Below are 19,454 nucleotides of genomic sequence, written 5' to 3'. Positions count from 1 at the left end.
TCATTCGACTGAAAACAACGTCACAAAAAGGAGCAAGTCATGCCGTTGTCGGGGACACAGGAAATCAGAAGCGACGCCGTGAAGGCTTATCCGCGCATTGGATGTTTCATCGACGGCGAATGGATTTTTGATCGGCCTGCCTGCCGGCAAGCCGTCAATCCCAGTGATGAAAGTGCGCTAGGTCCGGTTCCAGGCGCAACAGCTGATGACCTTGCGCGTGCGCTTGAAGCAGCGGGTAGAGGTTTTCAAACGTGGCGGGATACGCCACCGCAGATGCGTGCCGAACTGCTTCTGCGAACGACGGCATTGCTACGTGACCGCGCGGAAGCAATCGCGCGCGTCATCACGCTGGAACAGGGCAAACCGCTTGCCGATGCACTAGGCGAGGTCGAACGCGCCAGCACATTTCTCGAGTGGGATGCGGCCCAGTGTCTGCGCACATACGGAACCATCGTTCCGGCCGAGCCGCAGATGCAGAGCTTGGTGATGCGGCAGCCGATCGGCCCTGTAGCGGCGTTCACACCCTGGAACGTGCCGATCAGTTCGCCGTCGCGCAAGATCAGCGCCTCGCTGGCGGCGGGCTGCTCGGTCGTCCTCAAGGCCGCAGAGGAAACACCTGGCACGGCCTGTGCCTTTGTCCAATGCTTCGTCGATGCCGGTTTGCCACCGGGCGTCCTGAATCTCGTGTTCGGCGACCCCGCGCAGATATCGTCAACGTTGATCGCGTCTCCCGTAATTCGAATGATTACGCTGACGGGATCGGTTCAGGTCGGCAAACAGTTGACTCAACTTGCTGCGCTCGCGATGAAACCCGTTCTGATGGAACTTGGCGGCCACGCGCCGGTGCTCGTTGGGGCGCATGTTGAGGTTGCAAACGTCGCGCGACTCGCAGCGGCCTCGAAAATGCGAATGGCCGGGCAGATCTGCGCTTCACCGACACGCTTCATCGTTCATGAGACGGTCTATGAAGACTTTGTCTCGGCGTTCGCCGAGGCCGCCAGTGAGGTGCGTGTTGGCGATGGTTTTGAACCCGGCGTCCAGATGGGACCCGTTGCCAATGAACGCAGACTCGCCGCACTCGAAGCACTTGTAGGGGACGCGAAGGACCTCGGTGGGCGAGTGGCCGCTGGCGGACATCGTATCGGTGAGCGGGGCTACTTCTTCGCGCCCACGATAATCGCAGACGTGCCTCTGAATGCAAAGGCGATGAATGAGGAGCCGTTTGGCCCGCTTGCGCTGTGTGTGCCCATGCGCGAACTGGGCGAAGGCATCGCTTTGGCCAACGGTTTGTCGTTGGGTCTGGCGGCATTTGCGTTTACCAACTCGTTGCACGATGCCGAACTCATCAGCCGCGAAGTCGAATGCGGAGTGCTGTCGATCAACCATTTCGGTGCACCCGGCGCAGAAACGCCTTTTGGCGGCGTCAAGGAGAGCGGTATGGGACGCGAGGGCGGCGAGGGATCGCTGGATTCATACACCATAACGAAGACCGTGTTGCAACGTACAGTGCGCGTTTGAAAAATCCAGGCACGCGGTGTGCCCTGTACAGCCCAAAGTCAGGAGGTGTCAGACAGCCTTTATGCGGGCCAGGTTCAACAGCGTCGCCGCCAAGGTGCAAACCGTGCTTGAGCGGGATCTGCCAAAGAACGTTCAGCCGCGAGGCGGCGTGATCGACGGCGGCGGTTGCTCGTGGGCGACTCCCCGCCGCAGATAAACGGAGCCGGACCGTATCGGCACGGGTCCGCGCGATATAATCGCCTGCATGGTGGAAAGGTTCTCGACATGCAGATAAATCGGGCTGACGTAGCGGATCTAATCTATTTTCTCGCAATAGCACGCCACAGAAGTTTCAGTCGTGCGGCGATTGAACTCGGTGTGAGTACCTCCGCGCTCAGTCACGCTTTGAAGGGTCTGGAAAGTCGTCTCGGAGTTCGCCTCCTCAACCGCACGACGAAGAGCGTTACGCTGACGGGCGCGGGCGACGCGCTGGCAGCGTCGGTGGGGCTTCCCTTCGAGGCGATCGATAGCGCGCTGGAGACGTTAAATCGGTTTCGCGATGCGCCTGCGGGTCGCATCAGGCTCAATGTTGCAGTCGAGGCGGCGACGTTGCTGCTGGCCCCGGTGATTCCCGCATTCGTTGAACGCTACCCCGATGTAGAGCTGGACATCGTTGCGAGCAACCGCATGGTGAACGTGACGGAGGGAGGCTTCGACGCGGGAATTCGCTACGGTGGCACCGTCCCCGAAGATATGATCGCGCAGCGTCTTTCCGCGAACATTCGATGGGTCGTCGCTGCGGCACCCACCTATCTCGACAGGTATGGAGTGCCGGCTCATCCGGACGATCTTCTTCGGCATCGCTGCGTCAGCAACCGTCTGGGGGACGACCGCATATACCTGTGGGAGTTCGAGCGCGGTAGTGAGAAGTTGTCGGTGACGGTGCCGCCGTCTGTCACGGTGGATCAAGCCGACACCGGACTCATAGCCGTGCTCGGTGGTGTGGGTCTCATGTACTTTCCTGAACCGCTCGTCGCACCGCACGTCAAGGCCGGGCTTCTCCGTCTCGTGCTGGCCGACTGGGCTCCCTCCGGCCCAGGGTTTCAAATTTACTATTCAAGTCGCCGTCAGATGCCTACCGGGCTGCGCCTGTTGATCGATCTGGTTCGGGAGCTTCAGCCACTCGGTCTGTAAAAAGATGCACCCGACAGTCGCTTCGCCGATCTCGTATCACGCTTGCACGCGAGTACACAGATGCAACGCGATCAGAGTGCGTCTCCGGGAAGAACCCAGGCACGCGGAACAGTCAGTGCGCCGTGCGATGGGATTGTAGTCGGATCGCAATCGGGACGGCGCACAACGCGAGAACCGCTGCGATGAGGAAGATCGGACCCAGCCCCGTCACGTCGGCGACCAGTCCGAGTACTGGTGCGAACACGCCGAGCGCGAGATCGATGAAGGCCGTATAGACGCCCATTGCGAGACCTCGCGCATCTGCCGGTGCGCGCGCCACCGCCTCCATGCCGAAGCCCGGATACACGAGCGCGTAGCCGAAGCCTGCCAGCGTGGCGCCGGCGTAAGCGAGCGATGCGATAGGAGACAGGTAGACGAGCGCCATGCCGCCGCTGTGAATGACCACGAAGACCGCCGCAGTTCTTGCGCCGCCGAGACGGTCGGGCAATGTGCCGAAGAATGCACGCGCGAGTATCAACCCCGTGGCGAATGCAGTGAACGATAGCCAGGCAGGCTGCCAGCCGCGCTGGATGAAAAGCAGAACGGCGAAAGCCGTCATCATGCCGTAGCCGAGGCTCGATAAGGCCATTCCTATCCCAGGCATCCAGACGGCAGACAGGACCTTCGTTACTACCGCGTTGCTGCGGGAATCTGTTCGCACGGCGGGGATGGGGACGATCAGGGCGAGCGTGACCGCCGCGCCGACGACCGTGGCCAATCCGATCGATGTAAAGCCGTAGTGTCTGAACAGGTAACTTCCAGATGGTGAGCCGAGCGCAAGCGCCACGAACATCGCCGTCCCGATCCACGCAATCATCCTGCCGACGTTGCCAGGGCCGGCAAGGGCGAGACACCAGCTTTGGGCGCCCGTCATGATAAAACTTTCTGCGCCGCCCAGCAGCGCACGGCCAATCAGCAGTATCGCGACCGACAGTAATGGTGTCCCGGTGGCGCGCAAGGACAGGAGGTAGAGCAAGCCGGCGAGCACCGCCATCAGCAGGCCCGTCGATACCGCGAACTTTGGACCTCTACGATCGGAGATCGTGCCGGACCAGAGGCGGGAGATCAGCGACGCCGCGAACTGGACACCCGACACGAGCCCTACGGTGAACGTTCCAAATTGAAGGTCGTCATGGACGTGCAGCGGAAGAACTGACAACGCGGCACCCGTGACCAGAAATACCGTGAAGACAGACGCCATGACCGACAGCAGAGACCGGGCGGCGGGGGATGTGGACCGTCGGGACATTACGAACATAGAGACGTTCTCGCGCGACGCATGGTCACGTTCCAAGGTTTCGGCGATAGCAGCCGGACTGGCGCCGCTCGAGTCGGGTGCATGGCGACGCGCTGCCACGGTACGACGCAGATCGACGAGTGGCCGATCGATCTCATGCGCCTGGGCGCGAAAGTCACTGCTGCCCAAGTTTGTCTGCGTGTGGATCTTTCCGGTGGCGGCCAGTCGCGAGCGATCGGGGATGTCGCGTGACATGCCGAATACCATGCGCTCCGGCGGGTGACGGGACCTCGAAACCTCGGCCCGAATTACGTCGTTGCATGTGCGCACCTCAGTCTTCCGGAACGATCCTGAGGGTCGCCTGGCGAGCGCGCTCACCGATCATGGGCGCGAGGTATGCACTCTCGCGGTACTTGTTCCGATAGGCGTCGTCGACCTGATCGACGATCGCACCCGCGGTCGGCTGGAAGCAAACGTCCCTTGCTGTGCCTGCCACTGTGATTCGCCCGAGTCCCTGAAGGATCGCCGCTTGATACCAACGCGAGGCTTTACCGTTATAGGCACGAACATAAAGGTCACCGTTCACGACCACGGACCAGACCCAGGTTAGGGTTCCATATGTTTTCCGATCCTCACGCAACGCGGCGATATGTAGATCGTCCGAGGCTGCGATGCGATCCAACTCATCTTTCGTCCACATACTCATCCTGACGAACCTCCTATGAACCGGCGAGAAAATTTGGGGGCACCGGTAACGCATGAGATGCCGGTCGGCGCGAGCGCGATCAGTCTTCCTCGCGTTCGATGACGACCTCCGCGGAGCCCGCTGTTCGCAGCGCTGCCAGGCCATGGTCGACGTGCCCGAATTTGACGAGGCTCGGCGAATAGCGAAAATCCGCGTGGAAAACAGCAAGGTTGCCCCACGGCACGTAATACGCCACGTCACCGGCGTCCGGAGCAACCCCTGATGGTGCTCCCGCCGTATCGAGCTTCTGTGGAAGGTAGGCGATTTTCTCCGTCGCTGCGAAGTCTTCCAGCCTGACAGCCAACGGCAGCATGGTGATGAAGTCACGACTTGTCGCGTTGTCTTCCAGACTGGCGGTTACACGTGCGCCGTTAAAGTCGAATCTTATTTTCACGACTGTCCTTTGGGTTGCCGGTGTGTCGACCGATTGGTTCCAGTGCCGGCAGGTTGCCTCCGGCCTTCTTTCGTAGGTGCGGACGTCTCGTGTCGCGCCGTCAGGGCGGCTATGCCGCGCATCCCGTTAGGCCACCTTTGCGTATCCAGGGGGATGCCTCTCGAGTGCACTCTAGTTCGGTCGCACGCGCTATTGAAGCCTGTTTTATGTCAATGCTGCTGTGAGCTACGTTCACAGGAGTACCGCGATGGCGGTGCCTGTCCTTTCGACATGGCGCAGACGGGACCTCTACCGCCGGTAACGAGCGCGGTTCTTGAGCTTTGTTCAAAGGTGCATTCGATGAGCACCAGCTTTCAAAACGGTTCGTTCCCGTTAAAGTCGACCGATATCGCATTGGGACGCAATGTATCCGCGCAGAACGTTGCGCGGCTTGCGCGCCGGATAACGGATCCGCGGCCATTGCGCAGGCGGATCTACTGCGGGGCGAAAACGAAATCAGGAACTGAAATGCAATATGTTCATCTCGGTCGTTCGGGCCTGCAGGTTAGTCGTCTATGCCTCGGAACCATGAATTTCGGCGAATTTACGGACGAATCGTCTAGCTTTCGAATTCTGGACGAGGCGTTGGAGTCAGGTATCAATTTCGTGGATACCGCCGACGTATATGGTGGACCTCAGACTCCGCAAATGAAGAAGGGCTTCGGTATCTCCGAAGAAATCATCGGGCGCTGGCTGGATCAGGGTGGGCGGCGTGATCAGATCGTGCTGGCCACAAAGGTGTATCAACCAATGGGGCTCGGCCCCAATGATCGCCGTTTGTCCGCCTACCACATAAGGCGAGCATGTGAGGACAGCTTGCGTCGACTGCGAACGGGCCACATTGATCTCTACCAGATGCATCACATCGACAGACACACGCCATGGGAGGAAGTCTGGCAAGCCATGGATGTACTGATGCAACAGGGAAAAGTGCTTTACGTGGTTAGCTGCAATTTTGCCGGCTGGGATATTGCGACGGCGCAAGCCGCTGCCCATTCACGCCATTTCATGGGACTTGTATCCGAGCAGAGTCTCTACAACCTCTCTGCGCGGTCCATCGAGCTCGAAGTGATTCCAGCTTGTCGCCATTACGGCGTGGGACTTCTTCCCTGGAGTCCACTGGGTGGCGGGCTTCTGGGAGGTGTGTTGCGGAAGATTCATGAAGGTCGTCGCGCAAATCCTGACATGGCACGACGAATCCTGCGCTATCAGGAGCAGCTCAAGGCTTACGAGGCGCTATGCGAGGACCTGGAAGAGCGTCCAGCGGACATTGCACTGGCCTGGCTGCTTCACAACCCGTCGGTTACGGCTCCGATTGTTGGTCCCCGGACGGCGGAACAACTGACGCTTGCGCTACGGGCCATGGAGATATCGCTTTCCGACGACGCACTTCGATGCCTCGACGAAATCTGGCCCGGGCCTGGCGGAGCGGCACCGGAGGCTTACGCCTGGTGAACACCGCGGTTTAACCGGCTTCAACGTTGACGACCGAAAGCGATGCGTAGCGTTAGACGAGTAAAAGGAGCAGCGATACATGGATGAACCTCGGCAACCAAATCCGACGAGACGAAATCTGCTCATCGTGGGCGCAGTTTCTGCCGTCGTGCCGATATTGCCAGCTGGTACGGCGAACGCGCGCGCGTCGATGGGTAGCGCAGATGGGGTGAAATCGCCGGAGGTACCGGGAACGATGCGGGTCACGCTTGCGGTAAACGGTAGCGATCGCGAGATCGATGTCGATCCCCGAACGACGTTGCTTGATGCCTTGCGTGAGCACCTTCATCTCACGGGCACGAAGAAGGGTTGCGATCACGGTCAGTGTGGAGCGTGCACGGTTCTCGTCGGCGGCGTTCGTATCAACGCCTGTCTCAGTCCCGCGGTAATGCACGAGGGAGACAGGATCACGACGATCGAGGGGCTCGGGACACCGGAGAGTCTTCATCCGATGCAAGCAGCCTTCATCAAGCACGATGGCTATCAGTGCGGCTACTGCACGCCCGGTCAGATCTGTTCGGCCGTCGCCGTCCTCCGTGAGATCGAGGACGGAGTGCCGAGTCATGTAACGGACACCCTGACTGCGCTGATCAGCGCCACGAATCTCGAAATGCGCGAACGGATGAGCGGCAATATCTGCCGCTGCGGCGCCTACTCGAATATCGCCGACGCGATGGCGGAAGTCGCCGGGAGCCGGGCGTGAAGGCATTCACCTACGAGAGGGCGGCAAGCCCTGCCGAGGCGGCGAGAATCGTAGCGCAGCGACGTGACGCGAAATTCATCGCTGGAGGCACCAATCTGATCGACCTGATGAAGCTCGAGATCGAGACGCCGACTCATCTCGTCGATATTCGGGGTATCGGCCTTGACAGAGTAGAGGACACGGCAGAGGGCGGCTTGCGCATCGGTACCCTAGTGACCAATACACAGCTTGCGTGCGATTTGAGAGTGCGGCGCGACTACGGGCTGCTTGCACGCGCAATTGTCGCGGGTGCCTCAGGACAGTTGCGCAACAAGGCGACAACCGGTGGCAATTTGCTACAGCGCACCCGCTGCCCATACTTCTATGACATCAATCAGGCTTGCAACAAGCGGCAGCCCGGTTCTGGGTGCGCGGGAATCGGTGGGATCAGCCGGCAACTTGCCGTGATCGGCGGAAGTTCCGACTGTATCGCAACAAACCCGAGTGACATGGCAGTGGCATTGCGCGTGTTGGACGCATCCGTCGGAACGGTTCGCGCTGACGGGAGGACGCGGGTAATTCCGATTGCCGACTTCCATCGATTACCAGGTACGACGCCGGATGTCGAGACGTTGCTTGAGCCTGGTGAGCTTGTCACCGCTGTCACGTTGCCTCCGCCGGTCGGTGGCCGCCACATCTACCAGAAAGTCCGTGATCGCGCATCCTATGCGTTCGCGCTTGTATCGGTCGCAGCAGTCATACACGACGACGGCCGCGGACGGGTCGCAGTTGGCGGCGTTGCACCGAAACCCTGGCGCGTTTCTGCTGCCGACGCGGCGATGCCCCGCGGAGCAAAGGCGGTCGCGCATGAACTCATGAAGGGCGCCCAGCCGACCGACGAGAACGCATTCAAGTTGTCATTGGTGGAACGGACACTCGCCTACGTCATGGCGCAAGCCAGAGGATGAGTCATGAAATTCGACGCGCTTGCAGGGCCCAACCCCGTCGACCGGTTGACGGTAGTCGGTCAGCCGCACGACCGGTTCGAGGCGAAGCTGAAAACCACAGGCACCGCGACATACGCTTATGAGCATCACGGCATCGCACCGAATATCTGCTACGGCTACATTTTGGGCGCCGGGATTTCGAAAGGGCGGATCAAGGCCATCGATACGCGGCAGGCAGAGGCCGCGCCGGGCGTGCTGGGCGTTGTGACGTATCGCAACGCGGGTCCGCTTGGGACTGGCAAGTTCTACGTGCAGCACATGCTCGCGTCGCTCGACGTGGATCATTATCACCAGCCTGTTGCCGTCGTGGTCGCCGAGACATTCGAGCAGGCGCGGGCGGCGGCGTCGCTTGTTCGCATCGATTACGTGCGTAGTGCTGGCCGGTTCGATCTCGGCGCTCAACTGACAAGCGCCCCGACTGCACCACAGATGGCGTTCGGTGGTCCGACCGAGACGCACGTGGGGAACTTCGAACGCGCCTATTCAGAAGCGGAGTTCAAGGTAGACGAGACCTACACGGTTCCTGATCAGGCGCACGCAATGATGGAACCGCACGCGACGATTGCGTCGTGGGACGGTGATAACCTGACCTGCTGGACTTCGATCCAGCAGATGAACTGGGGAACCCGTGATCTTGGGCTAATCCTAGGTATCCCACGCGAGAACGTCCGGCTGGTTTCCACTTTCATCGGAGGCGGTTTCGGAGGGAAGGGTACAGTCCAGTCCGATCTTGTGCTTGCAGCCGTCGCCGCAAAGGTGGTACGTCGGCCAGTCAAGGTCGCACTTCAACGCCCGATCATGTTCAACAATACGATCCACCGGCCCAAGACCATCCAGCGCATCCGGCTTGGCGCGACCCGCGACGGAAGGCTGACGGCGGTCGGTCATGAAAGTCTGTCTGGAAACCTTGCGGGCGGGCGCACGGAACCGACGACCTTGTCTACCCGGATGCTGTATGCGGGAGAAAACAGGATGACCCGCGTCCGGCTGGCAACGCTGGATCTCGCGGAGGGTAACGCCATGCGAGCGCCCGGGGAGGCGCCCGGCCTGATGGCGCTCGAGATCGCCATGGACGAGATGGCGGAGAAGTTGCGGATGGACCCCGTGACGTTTCGTATCCTGAACGATACGAAGGTCGATCCCGAGAATCCCGATCGGCCTTTCTCCTCCCGCCCATTCGTCGAATGTCTGCGCACGGGGGCCGAACGCTTTGGATGGAGTGCGCGAAACGCGCAGCCGAGCCAGGTTCGCGAGGGGCACTGGTTCGTCGGGCTTGGCATGGCGAGCGCGATACGAGGAGCGCCCATCGCCAGAGCAGGCGCGCGCGTACGACTCGATCGTAACGGTCTGCTAACGGTCGAGACCGACATGACCGACATCGGCACGGGCAGCTACACCATCGTCCAACAGACCGCGGCCGAGATGATGGGCGTGCCGATCGACAGGGTCGTGGCGAAGCTGGGCGATTCGAGCTTCCCTGAGACGCCCGGTTCCGGAGGGCAGCAGGGTGCTGCTTCCGTCACGGCAGGCGTTTACGCGGCGTGTATGAAGCTACGACAGGTTGTTGCCCAGCGACTGGGATTTATTGCCTCGGAAACCGAGTTCGTCGCTGGCGAAGTGCGCTTTGGTAACCGAAACGTGTCGCTGGCTCGTGCCGCTGCCGACAGCGACATTGTCGTCGAAGACAGTATGGAATTCGGAGAACTGTCAAGGCAATTCGCGATTCAAACCTTTGGAGCGCATTTCGCCGAGGTTGCCGTGAATGCCTTTACCGGCGAGATTCGTGTTCGCCGCATGCTTGCGGTTTGCGCCGCCGGTCGCATTCTCAATCCCAAGACGGCACGAAGCCAGGTGATCGGAGGAATGACGATGGGCGTGGGCGCGGCGTTGATGGAAGAAATGGCGGTCGACACGCGTCAGGGTTTCTTCGTCAATCATGACCTCGCCGGTTACGAGGTTCCAGTTCATGCCGATGTCCCCCATCTTGACGCCGTCTTCATCGACGAGGTTGACCCTGCAATTTCGCCGGTAAAAGCGAAGGGAGTCGGTGAACTGGGCCTGACGGGAGTTGCCCCGGCCCTCGCCAATGCGGTCTATAACGCGACCGGAGTGCGCGTGCGCCAGTATCCCGTCACGCTGGACAAGTTTCTCGACCAGCTGCCGGTCGTCAGCTGATATTGGACGTCAAGGGCCGGCAGGACGGATGTATGGCGGAAGCGTTCGAGCGGGCACCGCTGGAACGTCCCCCATGGTTGTCGGAACGTTCAAGTCAACAAATACGGAGGAAGTATCGTGCAGGTTACATTCGATTTTCCGGGCAGATCGCGCTGGTCACTGGTGCGGCATCCGGAATGGGGCTCGCGACGGCCAGGGCGTTCGCGCAGGCGGGGGCGTCCGTAACGCTCGCAGATGTCAATGCCGATGCCCTGCACCACGCGGTGGATTCGTTGAGCGTTCCAGCGCACCGGGTGCTGGCGTGCCTTGCGACGTGACCGATGAAGCGCAGGTTGCCGAGATGGTAAATCGGACGGTGGCGACGTTCGGCCGCCTGGACGCGGCCTTCAACAACGCTGGGATTCAGGTGCCGCCTAGCGATGCAGCAGACGAACCTGCAGAAAATTTCGAAAGAGTCACCGCCGTGAACCTGCGAGGCGTCTGGGCTTGCATGAAACACGAGTTGAGCCACATGAGAAAACAGGGCAGCGGCGCAATCGTCAACTGCTCTTCCCTCGGAAGCCTCGTGGGACTTCCTGGCCGGGCGCCCTATCACGCGTCGAAACACGGTGTGATCGGGCTAACGCGAAGCGCGGCCCAGGAATACGCGCCACGCGGGATCCGCATCAACGCAGTTTGCCCTGGTACCTTCGATACTCCAATGGTCTCTGCGATGCTGGAAAAGCAGGCCGATGACATGAAGGAGATCCTTCGCGAGCAGCCGATCGGACGGCTTGGGCGCGTAGAGGAAATCGCGGATGCGGTGCTTTGGCTTTGCAGTACTGGGTCAACCTTCGTGATAGGTCACGCCCTTGCAATCGACGGTGGCTTCACCGCTCATTGACTGTCGGACTAGCGGGCCTGATTCGGGCTGCGACGTCGATCACTTTGAAACGGGTGCCTTCTATGAATGCTTCGCCTCTGCGCTTCGCATTGACCTTCGTAGTCCTGCAAACATTCCTGACAGGTGCAGTAGAGGTGTGGGCGAACGACATGGTGCTTGCCGATGCGCAGCAGAAGATCACACGAGCCGGTGCGCGGGTTTCGGTGACTGGTTCCACCGAGAACTTCACCGGCCAGGTACGAGTGGACCCTGTCTGGTCGGCAGACGGGAACAGCAACGTCTCGGGTGGGCTGGTGAGTTTCGAGCCCGGAGCGCGTTCTGCCTGGCACACCCATCCGGCGGGCCAACGACTGCTTGTGATATCAGGAGTGGGGCTCATACAGGAGTGGGGAAAACCAGTCCAGGAAGTCCGGCCGGGCGACCTGATCTGGTGCCCACCGGGCGTGAAACACTGGCATGGCGCCGCGCCCAATTCCGCCATGACTCATCTGGCTGTGACAGGCGCGGTTGCTGGCAAGAACGTTTCATGGATGGAGAAAGTCACCGATGAGCAATACGACGCACGGTAAGCGCCGAAGGAAACTAACGAAACGCGCGCAGGTTACGGCATTGGCCGTAATCGTGAGCGTGGCAGCAACATCAAGCTTCCCCTCAACAAACGAAGGATTGAAGACATGTCGAATACCGGTACCATCTCACCATCTGCTTCTGAAACGCTGACCGACCGCCAGCAGGCGATCGTGCCGATTGCCGCGTTCGCAGCCGCCGGCAACATTGCCAGTCTGAATACTTCCCTGGACCATGGCCTGGACGCGGGCTTGACGGTCGGCGAAGCCAAGGAGATTCTGGTGCAGCTATACGCCTACGCTGGCTTTCCGAGAAGCCTTAACGCTTTGGCAGAACTGATGAAAGTGCTGGATATGCGCAAGCAGCGCGGAATCGCGGATGCGGCGGGCCGCCAACCCAGCTCTCCCATTCCTACTGGAGATGCCCTGCTTGCCGCGGGCACCGCGAACCAGACCAAACTGTCGGGCAGCCCGGTTAAGGGGAAACTGTTCGAATTCGCCCCTGCGATTGATGCGTATCTTAAGACCCATCTATTTGGGGATATCTTCGAGCGCGATAACCTTGACTGGCAGAGCCGTGAACTTGCCACCGTGAGCATGCTTTCCGCGTTATCCGGAGTCGATTCGCAGCTACAGGCCCACATGCGCATCAGCATGAACGTCGGCTTTACTGCGAATCAGTTGCGGCAGGTAGGGAAAGTGTTGGGTAATCGCGTAGACGGAAACGTTGCACGGCGTGCGCAAGAGGCGCTGGATCGACAGCTTGCTATCGCGCCGGGGAACTGATTGCTCCATTCCCAAAGCAGTTGCCACAATACGCCTCGGTCTTTGGGCAGGCGTCATGTATCGAGGCATCAACAAGTGGACTTGTCTTTCTCCGTGACCGAATAGATGGCGAGCACACTGGGCTCGATACGGATGGATTAATCCATCTCTTCCTTGACAGCCGCTTTGTAGGCGTCAAGGTTGGCTGGGTCAATCATCAGTTCGGCGACGCGCACTACGGGTTTGTCCGTTTCCTGCGCGTGCATCGCATTCATTCCGATGCAACAGATCATGCCGGTGGCAAGTACCGCAGCATTCTGTCGTTGTCGATTCACCATGTGATAGGTCCTTGGCTCAAGGGTTAGTGATTTTCGATGTCACAGATGGTGAGTTGCCGTTGAAATCGCCTTGGGCCCTGTTGCCCGGGAATTTCTCCAGTTCCTCGGCCAGCACGTCGATTGCAAGGCGTGATCGCAGCGGCAGGTACTGGGCAGCGGGCCAGACCGCGTAGCACTCCATGGCGGCGCTCGGCCGATCGCCCCATATTTCGACGAGTTCACCTCGCTGCATCCGCTCGCGGATCAACCAGAAGGGAAGCCACGCCAGGCCCATACCCTCAACGGCAGCGTCCGCGATCACCTCCAGATCGTTCAGGCGCAGACGTGAGGCCACCCGGACGTCGACCAATGCACCGGACGCGTCGGGGAGTTGCCAGGCCAGTGCATGGTCGTTGCGCCAGTACGGGAGCAGTTCATGCTTCATGAGGTCGGCGAGCGTATGCGGCTCGCTGCGCTCCACCAGATAGGCTGGCGACGCACACAGCACCTTTCGCTGGTTGACCAGGCGGCGCGCGCGCAGGGTAGAGCCGTTGTCAAGGCGGCCATTGCGCACGGCGAGGTCGAAGCCCTCCGCGATCAGATCCACCTGGCGGTCAGTGAAATTCAATTCCAGTTCGAGCTTGGGATGATGGCGTGCGTAGGCGCGCAGGATGGGCGCGACGCAGTAGCGGCCGAAGAGGACAGGCAGGGTGACGCGCAACTTGCCAACCACTTCCCGCCGTCCGTTCTCCAGCATGGTCTCGCCCGCACGCAGTTCCTCGATCGCCCGCAAACAGCGCTCGTAATACTGTTGGCCGTCCTCTGTCAGGCATTGAGTTCGTGTGGTCCGCTGGAAGAGTTGGACACCCAGTCGCTCTTCCATCCGCGCGATCGCCTTTCCGACGGCCGAGCGCGTCAACGAAAGCCGTTCCCCGGCTTTCGCAAAGCCCCCGGCCTCGACAACCTCCACGAACAACTGCACGCCGTCGAATCTGTCCCGCATGGTGAATACCTGCAGTTGTAGAAGAAAATGAAGCATTGATGGGAATATTTTCCGCCAATGCATAATTAAATTCTACTTTAAAGTAAGTACGCGGCAAGTGCTTTCTGTCGAGCCGGAACGGGCCTTTTGCTAGAGGCAGTCCGGCTGACGACCGCTTGTGTTTCACATCAAAAAACAAGGGCAGACAGATGTTGATTTCGATTGTGTACGACAGTGGGTATGGCCATACGGCAAAAGTGGCCGAGGCCGTTGCCAAAGGGGCTGGAGAAGTGGAAGGGGCGCAGGTCAAGCTCGTCGCCGTTGCGGACGCTCCGATGGATTGGGATCTGCTGGAGAAGAGCGATGCGATCATCTTTGGCTCGCCGACATACAACGGCATGATCAGTGCCCGCTTCAAGCAGTTTTTCGAGGATTCCACCAAAGCCGCGTGGTTCGAACTCAAGTGGCGCGACAAGCTTGCCGCGGGATTCACCAATTCCGGCGCGCAGCACGGCGATAAGCTGAATTCGCTCGTTTCCATCTCGCTGTTCGCCGCCCAGCATGGAATGGTCTGGGTCGGCCTGGACTTGATGCCGGGCAACAGCAGCAGCACGGGCAGTGAGAACGACCTCAATCGGCATGGAAGCTGGCTCGGCGTGATGACGCAGTCCAACAACGACCAAAGCGCCGATCTCACGCCGATCCGAAGCGATCTCGACACTGCCTCTTACCTAGGCAAGCGTGTTGCCGTGACGGTCCGCCGGTTCAATCCGGCCTGAACGGTTCGAGTTCCAGCCAACCAGGAGTCAAGACCATGAAGCTGCTTTGCCTCGATGTCCCGCAACCGGGCGCCACGAAGGAGAAATACGCGCCGCATATGGCGGATGAAGCCCGGCATGCCTGGCAGATGTACAAGGGTGGCATCATCCGCGACATCTACTTCCGGCAGGACCGTCCCGGCGTCGCGATCATCGCCGAAGCCGAATCAGTCGACGCTGCCAAGGCCGCACTGGCTGAGTTTCCGCTCGCCAGAGCCGGGCTCATCGGCTGGGAAGTGATCCCGCTGGGCCCCTTCACCAACTGGGAAACGTTGTTCGCGCCAGATAAAGGCTGAGACCCGTCCGCGCCGCGGATGTCGAAATATCTGTCGCGCGGTGCGAGTCGTGTGGCCTGCCTCACGAACCAGAGAATCCTTATCATGACCGTACAGGGCTTCGCTGCTCAATCCGCCGTCGGGTCGCTCGAACGCTTTGCTTTCGAACGACGCGCGCCACGGCCTGATGACGTTGTCATCGACATCCTCTATTGCGGTGTCTGCCACACCGACCTGCACCTGGCGCGCAACCATGGCGGCTTCACGACGTATCCGATCGTTCCGGGGCACGAGATCATCGGTCGCGTGCGGCAGGTCGGGGCGGATGTCTCCCGCTTCAAGGCGGGAGACATGGTGGGCGTGGGTTGCATGGTGGATTCCTGCCAGCACTGCAAGCCTTGCCTGAAAGGCTGGGAGCAGGACTGCGTCGAGGGCCCAACGTTCACCTACAACAGCATTGACCGCGAGGACCGTGGCGTCACCTACGGCGGTTACGCCGAATCCATTGTCGTGCGGGACAGGTTCGTGCTGTTGCTGCCCGATGGGCTGGATCCAGCCGGCGCTGCGCCGCTGCTGTGCGCCGGCATCACCACCTGGTCGCCGCTGCACCGCTGGAACGTGGGCAAGGACAGCAAGGTCGCGGTCATCGGTCTCGGTGGACTCGGGCACATGGCGCTGAAACTCGCCAAGGCGCTCGGCGCCGACGTGACCCTGTTCACCCGGTCGGCGGGTAAGGAAGAAGACGCCTTCCGCCTGGGCGCTGACCATGTCGTGCTGTCGAGCGATCCAGCCCAGATGAAAGCCGTCGCGGGTCGCTTCGATGTGGTCATCGATACGGTTCCCTATGACCATGACGTCAATCCCTACATGCCGACGCTGGCACTCGAAGGTGTGCTTGTCCTGGTCGGTTACATGGGGCCGCTCGGCACGCCGGTGAATGCAGGGGGCGTCGTGCGCGGCCGCCGGGCGATCTCCGGCTCGTTCATTGGCGGTGTGCCGGAAACGCAGCAGATGCTCGATTTCTGCGGCTCACACGGCATCGTCTCGGACATTGAAATCATCCCCATCCAGAACATCAACCAGGCCTACGAGCGCATGTTGAAGAGCGACGTGAAATATCGCTTCGTCATCGACATGGCTTCAATCAGGTCCTGAGGAGTAGAAAACATGCCAGACACGATCAAACCTGTTCTGTGTGTAGTGACCAGCCACCCGATCCGTGGCGACAGCGGCGAGCCCACCGGCTTTGCCATGGTCGAGTTGACCCATCCGCTGGAGGTCTTCGAGGCTGCCGGCATCCCTGTCGAGATCGCCTCGATCCGGGGCGGTCATCCACCGATCGACTTCTTTGACCTGTCCTGCCCGACAAATGCCCGTTATTGGAATGACAGGGGTTTTCGTGACGCGTTGGCGCATTCCCTGGTACTTGGCGAACTTGACCCGTCGCGCTATTCGGCGGTCTTCTTCGCTGGCGGCCACGGTACGATGTGGGATTTCGCTGACAGCGAAGCGGTGCAGAAGGTCATCCGTGAAATCTGGGAAGCCGGTGGCATCGTTTCGGCCGTCTGCCACGGCCCGGCTGCACTGGTGAACGCGCTCTTGTCGGATGGCCGGTATCTGGTCGCTGGCAGGAAGTTCGCCGCCTTCACCGATGAGGAGGAGGCAGAGGTCAAGTACACCCAGGTCGTGCCGTATCTGCTTGCGAGCACGCTGAAGCAGCGCGGTGCCTTGCATCAGCCAGCCGCCAACTGGTCGAAGAATGTAGTCACCGACGGCCGTCTAATCACCGGCCAGAACCCGGCCTCGGCGCGAGGCGTGGGCGAGGCAGTCATCGCCCGGTTGAAGGCGGCGGCCTGACGGCCGATTGGCTGCGGTGGTGTTTCGCGAAGATGGCCAATAGAAAAGACGGCATCGGCTCCCCGGTGTCGCCTTTGCCCGTCGGGGCGGGCTGCAATGAATCATCCCGCTACGGTTTGCGCTGCTCATCACGCCAGTGCCTCCGCTCACACGGCCGGGACGCGCAAGGCCATTGACTTGTGCCTGGCAACATTCCCTGAGCCAGACGAGGCTTCCATGAAATTGATATGTGTTGAAGAGCACGTGTTCGATCCGGCGATCGGCAAGACGGCGCAACCGCGTGTACTGGCTGAAGCCCCTTATGTTCCCGACTGGGGGATCCGGGTGACCGATGGCCAGCACGTCACCGACCACAGTCGTCCGCACGTTGTGGCGGCCAGCGAGTCGGCCCGAAAGGCGCTGGACATGGGGGCCGCACGTTTGACGGACATGGATGCGGCAGGAATTGACATGCAGGTGCTCTCCTATGGTGGGTTCCCGCAACTGCTTTCCACCTCGGCGGCCATCGATGTGAATCGTGCCGCCAATGACAGGCTGGCCGAGGCGGCACGGGCACATCCTGAACGCTTCGCCGGCTTCGCGACCCTGCCATGGCAGGCGCCGGAAGCGGCCGCGCGAGAACTGGAGAGGGCTGTAAAGGATCTCGGCCTGAAAGGGGCGCTCATCAACGGCCGTCCTGGCGAAACCTTCCTGGACGATCCGCGCTACGCTCCGATCCTGGCTGCGCTCGACGCCTTGCGGGTGCCGCTATTCGTTCATCCTGGCTTGCCGTTGCCGGCGGTGCAGACTGCCTACTATGGAGGATTCGATCGTGAGCTGAGTGCGCGGCTGTCTATGTTCGCATGGGGTTGGCACAACGAAGCCGGTATCCATGTCGTGCGCCTGTTGCTGGCGGGGGTGTTCGACCGCTACCGGAACCTGCAACTCATCAGCGGGCACTGGGGCGAAATGGTGCCGTTCTATCTCCAGCGCCTGGAGGATTCCATTCCGCAGGAGGCGTCCGGCCTGAGTCGCACGATCGTGCAGACGTATCGCGAGCATGTGTACGTCACCCCCAGTGGCATGCTGACGATGCCTCACTTCCAGTTCGTTTATTCCTTGATGGGCGCCGGGCGCATCCTGCACTCCATCGACTATCCGTACCAGAGTCTGGACGGCGCACACGCTTTCATTGACGCGCTTCCCATCAGCAATGCCGAAAAGGCGCTGATTGCCCATCGCAATGCTGAGCGCCTGCTGCGCCTTTGAAGTAGGATGCCGAACGAAGGAGATGCAACATGATGAAACGCAAACTCGGCCAGGGTCTGGAGGTCTCGGCCCTGTCACTCGGGGCGATGGGCTATGGCAAGGCCCGGGAATTACCCGACCGGGCGGAGATGATTGCGCTCATCCGTCATGCAGTCGAGCGCGGCGTGGACTTCTTCGACACGGCCGAAGTCTATGGCCCGTGGACCAACGAAGAGATGGTTGGCGAAGCGCTTGCACCGATACGTGACACGGTCAAGATTGCTACGAAGTTCGGCTGGGACATCGACCAGGAGACCGGAGCGCACCGCGGTGGGGTCAACAGCAGGCCAGCGCAGATCCGCCGTTCCATTGAGGGGAGCCTCAAGAGGCTGCGCACCGATCACGTCGATCTCTATTACCAGCACCGGGTCGATCCCGCCGTGCCAGTGGAGGACGTTGCAGGTACGGTGAAGGACCTGATCGCCGAAGGCAAGGTGCTGTGGTTCGGCATGTCCGAAGCCAGTGCCCGATCGATTCGCCGCGCCCATGCGGTGCAGCCGCTGGCGGCGCTGCAAAGCGAGTATTCGTTGTGGACGCGCGAACCCGAGACCGAGATTATCCCGACCATTGAGGAGTTGGGTATCGGGCTGGTGCCGTACAGCCCGTTGGGCAAGGGCTTCCTGACAGGCAGCATCGACGCGACCACCACGTTCGACAGTGCCGACATCCGCACGCAGACGCCGCGTTTTGCCAGCGAAGCCCGGATCGCAAACCAGAAGTTGGTCGATCTGATCCGCAAGATCGGGGAGAAGCATAATGCGACCCCGGCCCGGGTTGCGTTGGCCTGGTTGCTGGCACAGAAGCCATGGATCGTACCGCTATTTGGTACGCGCAAGCTGGCGCGCTTTGAGGAAAACATCGGAGCGTTAAACGTGACGCTCGATCTCTCCGACCTCGACGAGATCCAGAAGGCCAACATCGTCATCCAGGGCGCGCGGTACCCGGAGGAGATGCTGCGTCTGTCGGGGCTGTGACAATGACGCTCGCCGGCACTGCTTTTCCGGGGAATGGTTACACAGTGACGGCGAGGCCGAATGTTGCAATGACCCAGGCCGATGCCGCGACATTCAGGTCCAGTGGGTATCGTACCGACTGCAGATGCGCAGCCTATTGAGACTTACGTAAGTCATGACATCACCACAGCTCGGCTTGTTTCCAACATGCGACGATGATCGATTTGCGCTTCTGGCCGCTCTTGAGC

The 19,454-nt window shown here is 60.6% G+C and carries 21 protein-coding genes; 16 read left to right on the top strand and 5 right to left on the bottom strand.

The annotated features are described in order from the left end of the window. Positions 1-39: 39 nt before the first annotated feature. Together DVS29_RS16760 and DVS29_RS16755 are read left to right on the top strand one after the other, a co-directional pair. The gene (locus DVS29_RS16760; protein ID WP_118181594.1) at positions 40-1,518 is read left to right on the top strand and encodes an NAD-dependent succinate-semialdehyde dehydrogenase; all 1,479 of its coding nucleotides are present in this window, start codon (positions 40-42) and stop codon (positions 1,516-1,518) included. Between the two features lie 264 nt (positions 1,519-1,782). Next, the gene (locus DVS29_RS16755) at positions 1,783-2,691 is read left to right on the top strand and encodes a LysR family transcriptional regulator (protein WP_118181593.1); all 909 of its coding nucleotides are present in this window, start codon (positions 1,783-1,785) and stop codon (positions 2,689-2,691) included. A gap of 112 nt (positions 2,692-2,803) precedes the next feature. On the opposite strand, the gene DVS29_RS16750 is transcribed toward DVS29_RS16755, so the two are convergent. The 3 genes from DVS29_RS16750 to DVS29_RS16740 all read right to left on the bottom strand — a co-directional run bounded on the left by DVS29_RS16750 (position 2,804) and on the right by DVS29_RS16740 (position 5,106). Next, a complete protein-coding gene (locus tag DVS29_RS16750) occupies positions 2,804-4,222 on the bottom strand; it encodes an arabinose transporter (protein ID WP_240655650.1) in 1,419 nt (472 codons plus the stop codon). A 76-nt stretch (positions 4,223-4,298) separates the two neighbouring features. Beyond that, positions 4,299-4,673, bottom strand: coding sequence for a DUF2255 family protein (locus tag DVS29_RS16745; RefSeq protein WP_118181699.1), 375 nt, complete (start codon positions 4,671-4,673; stop codon positions 4,299-4,301). Positions 4,674-4,752: 79 nt separating this feature from the next. Beyond that, positions 4,753-5,106, bottom strand: a complete 354-nt coding sequence (locus tag DVS29_RS16740) for a cyclophilin-like fold protein (protein ID WP_118181592.1) — start codon at positions 5,104-5,106, stop codon at positions 4,753-4,755. A 339-nt stretch (positions 5,107-5,445) separates the two neighbouring features. Between DVS29_RS16740 and DVS29_RS16735 the strand changes: the two genes are divergently transcribed. The 8 genes from DVS29_RS16735 (at position 5,446) to DVS29_RS16705 (ending at position 12,738) form a co-directional block, all read left to right on the top strand. Continuing rightward, positions 5,446-6,600, top strand: a complete 1,155-nt coding sequence (locus tag DVS29_RS16735; protein ID WP_240655649.1) for an aldo/keto reductase — start codon at positions 5,446-5,448, stop codon at positions 6,598-6,600. Between the two features lie 79 nt (positions 6,601-6,679). Then, positions 6,680-7,342, top strand: a complete 663-nt coding sequence (gene paoA, locus DVS29_RS16730; protein ID WP_118181590.1) for an aldehyde dehydrogenase iron-sulfur subunit PaoA — start codon at positions 6,680-6,682, stop codon at positions 7,340-7,342. Continuing rightward, a complete protein-coding gene (locus DVS29_RS16725) occupies positions 7,339-8,289 on the top strand; it encodes an FAD binding domain-containing protein (protein ID WP_118181589.1) in 951 nt (316 codons plus the stop codon). Before paoA ends, DVS29_RS16725 begins: the two co-directional genes overlap by 4 nt. 3 nt (positions 8,290-8,292) lie before the next feature. Beyond that, complete coding sequence (gene paoC, locus DVS29_RS16720; RefSeq protein WP_118181588.1) at positions 8,293-10,503, top strand: aldehyde oxidoreductase molybdenum-binding subunit PaoC; 2,211 nt, start codon at positions 8,293-8,295, stop codon at positions 10,501-10,503. A 32-nt stretch (positions 10,504-10,535) separates the two neighbouring features. After that, positions 10,536-10,820 carry an SDR family NAD(P)-dependent oxidoreductase gene (locus DVS29_RS38155; protein ID WP_276314310.1) on the top strand — a complete coding sequence of 95 codons (285 nt, stop codon included), beginning with the start codon at positions 10,536-10,538 and terminating at the stop codon, positions 10,818-10,820. After that, positions 10,817-11,386, top strand: coding sequence for an SDR family oxidoreductase (locus DVS29_RS16715; RefSeq protein WP_276314309.1), 570 nt, complete (start codon positions 10,817-10,819; stop codon positions 11,384-11,386). Before DVS29_RS38155 ends, DVS29_RS16715 begins: the two co-directional genes overlap by 4 nt. Before the next feature lie 62 nt (positions 11,387-11,448). Next, positions 11,449-11,955, top strand: coding sequence for a (R)-mandelonitrile lyase (locus DVS29_RS16710; RefSeq protein ID WP_420816118.1), 507 nt, complete (start codon positions 11,449-11,451; stop codon positions 11,953-11,955). A gap of 105 nt (positions 11,956-12,060) precedes the next feature. Further along, positions 12,061-12,738: a carboxymuconolactone decarboxylase family protein gene (locus DVS29_RS16705; RefSeq protein ID WP_118181587.1), complete on the top strand. Its 678-nt coding sequence runs from the start codon at positions 12,061-12,063 to the stop codon at positions 12,736-12,738. Positions 12,739-12,875: 137 nt separating this feature from the next. Here DVS29_RS16705 and DVS29_RS37640 read toward each other — a convergent pair whose 3' ends face one another. Together DVS29_RS37640 and DVS29_RS16695 are read right to left on the bottom strand one after the other, a co-directional pair. Next, the gene (locus DVS29_RS37640; RefSeq protein ID WP_205962465.1) at positions 12,876-13,055 is read right to left on the bottom strand and encodes a hypothetical protein; all 180 of its coding nucleotides are present in this window, start codon (positions 13,053-13,055) and stop codon (positions 12,876-12,878) included. 16 nt (positions 13,056-13,071) lie between these two features. Continuing rightward, a complete protein-coding gene (locus DVS29_RS16695; protein ID WP_118181697.1) occupies positions 13,072-14,037 on the bottom strand; it encodes a LysR family transcriptional regulator in 966 nt (321 codons plus the stop codon). 188 nt (positions 14,038-14,225) lie between these two features. Between DVS29_RS16695 and DVS29_RS16690 the strand changes: the two genes are divergently transcribed. The 6 genes from DVS29_RS16690 to DVS29_RS16665 all read left to right on the top strand — a co-directional run bounded on the left by DVS29_RS16690 (position 14,226) and on the right by DVS29_RS16665 (position 19,227). Further along, positions 14,226-14,795, top strand: a complete 570-nt coding sequence (locus DVS29_RS16690) for a flavodoxin family protein (protein WP_118181586.1) — start codon at positions 14,226-14,228, stop codon at positions 14,793-14,795. A 35-nt stretch (positions 14,796-14,830) separates the two neighbouring features. Continuing rightward, a complete protein-coding gene (locus tag DVS29_RS16685) occupies positions 14,831-15,130 on the top strand; it encodes a YciI family protein (protein WP_118181585.1) in 300 nt (99 codons plus the stop codon). Positions 15,131-15,214: 84 nt separating this feature from the next. Then, on the top strand, positions 15,215-16,264 hold the full coding sequence (locus tag DVS29_RS16680; RefSeq protein ID WP_118181584.1) for an NAD(P)-dependent alcohol dehydrogenase: 1,050 nt from the start codon (positions 15,215-15,217) through the stop codon (positions 16,262-16,264). A 12-nt stretch (positions 16,265-16,276) separates the two neighbouring features. Next, positions 16,277-16,966, top strand: coding sequence for a type 1 glutamine amidotransferase domain-containing protein (locus DVS29_RS16675; protein WP_118181583.1), 690 nt, complete (start codon positions 16,277-16,279; stop codon positions 16,964-16,966). A 216-nt stretch (positions 16,967-17,182) separates the two neighbouring features. Further along, complete coding sequence (locus DVS29_RS16670; RefSeq protein WP_118181582.1) at positions 17,183-18,214, top strand: amidohydrolase family protein; 1,032 nt, start codon at positions 17,183-17,185, stop codon at positions 18,212-18,214. 29 nt (positions 18,215-18,243) lie between these two features. Continuing rightward, on the top strand, positions 18,244-19,227 hold the full coding sequence (locus DVS29_RS16665) for an aldo/keto reductase (RefSeq protein WP_118181581.1): 984 nt from the start codon (positions 18,244-18,246) through the stop codon (positions 19,225-19,227). Positions 19,228-19,454: the final 227 nt, after the last annotated feature.

This window comes from Paraburkholderia phosphatilytica (assembly GCF_003443895.1).
GTDB lineage: Bacteria > Pseudomonadota > Gammaproteobacteria > Burkholderiales > Burkholderiaceae > Paraburkholderia > Paraburkholderia phosphatilytica.
The sequence above is the reverse complement of the archived record's forward strand: the minus strand, read 5'-3'. Positions and strand labels throughout refer to the sequence as shown.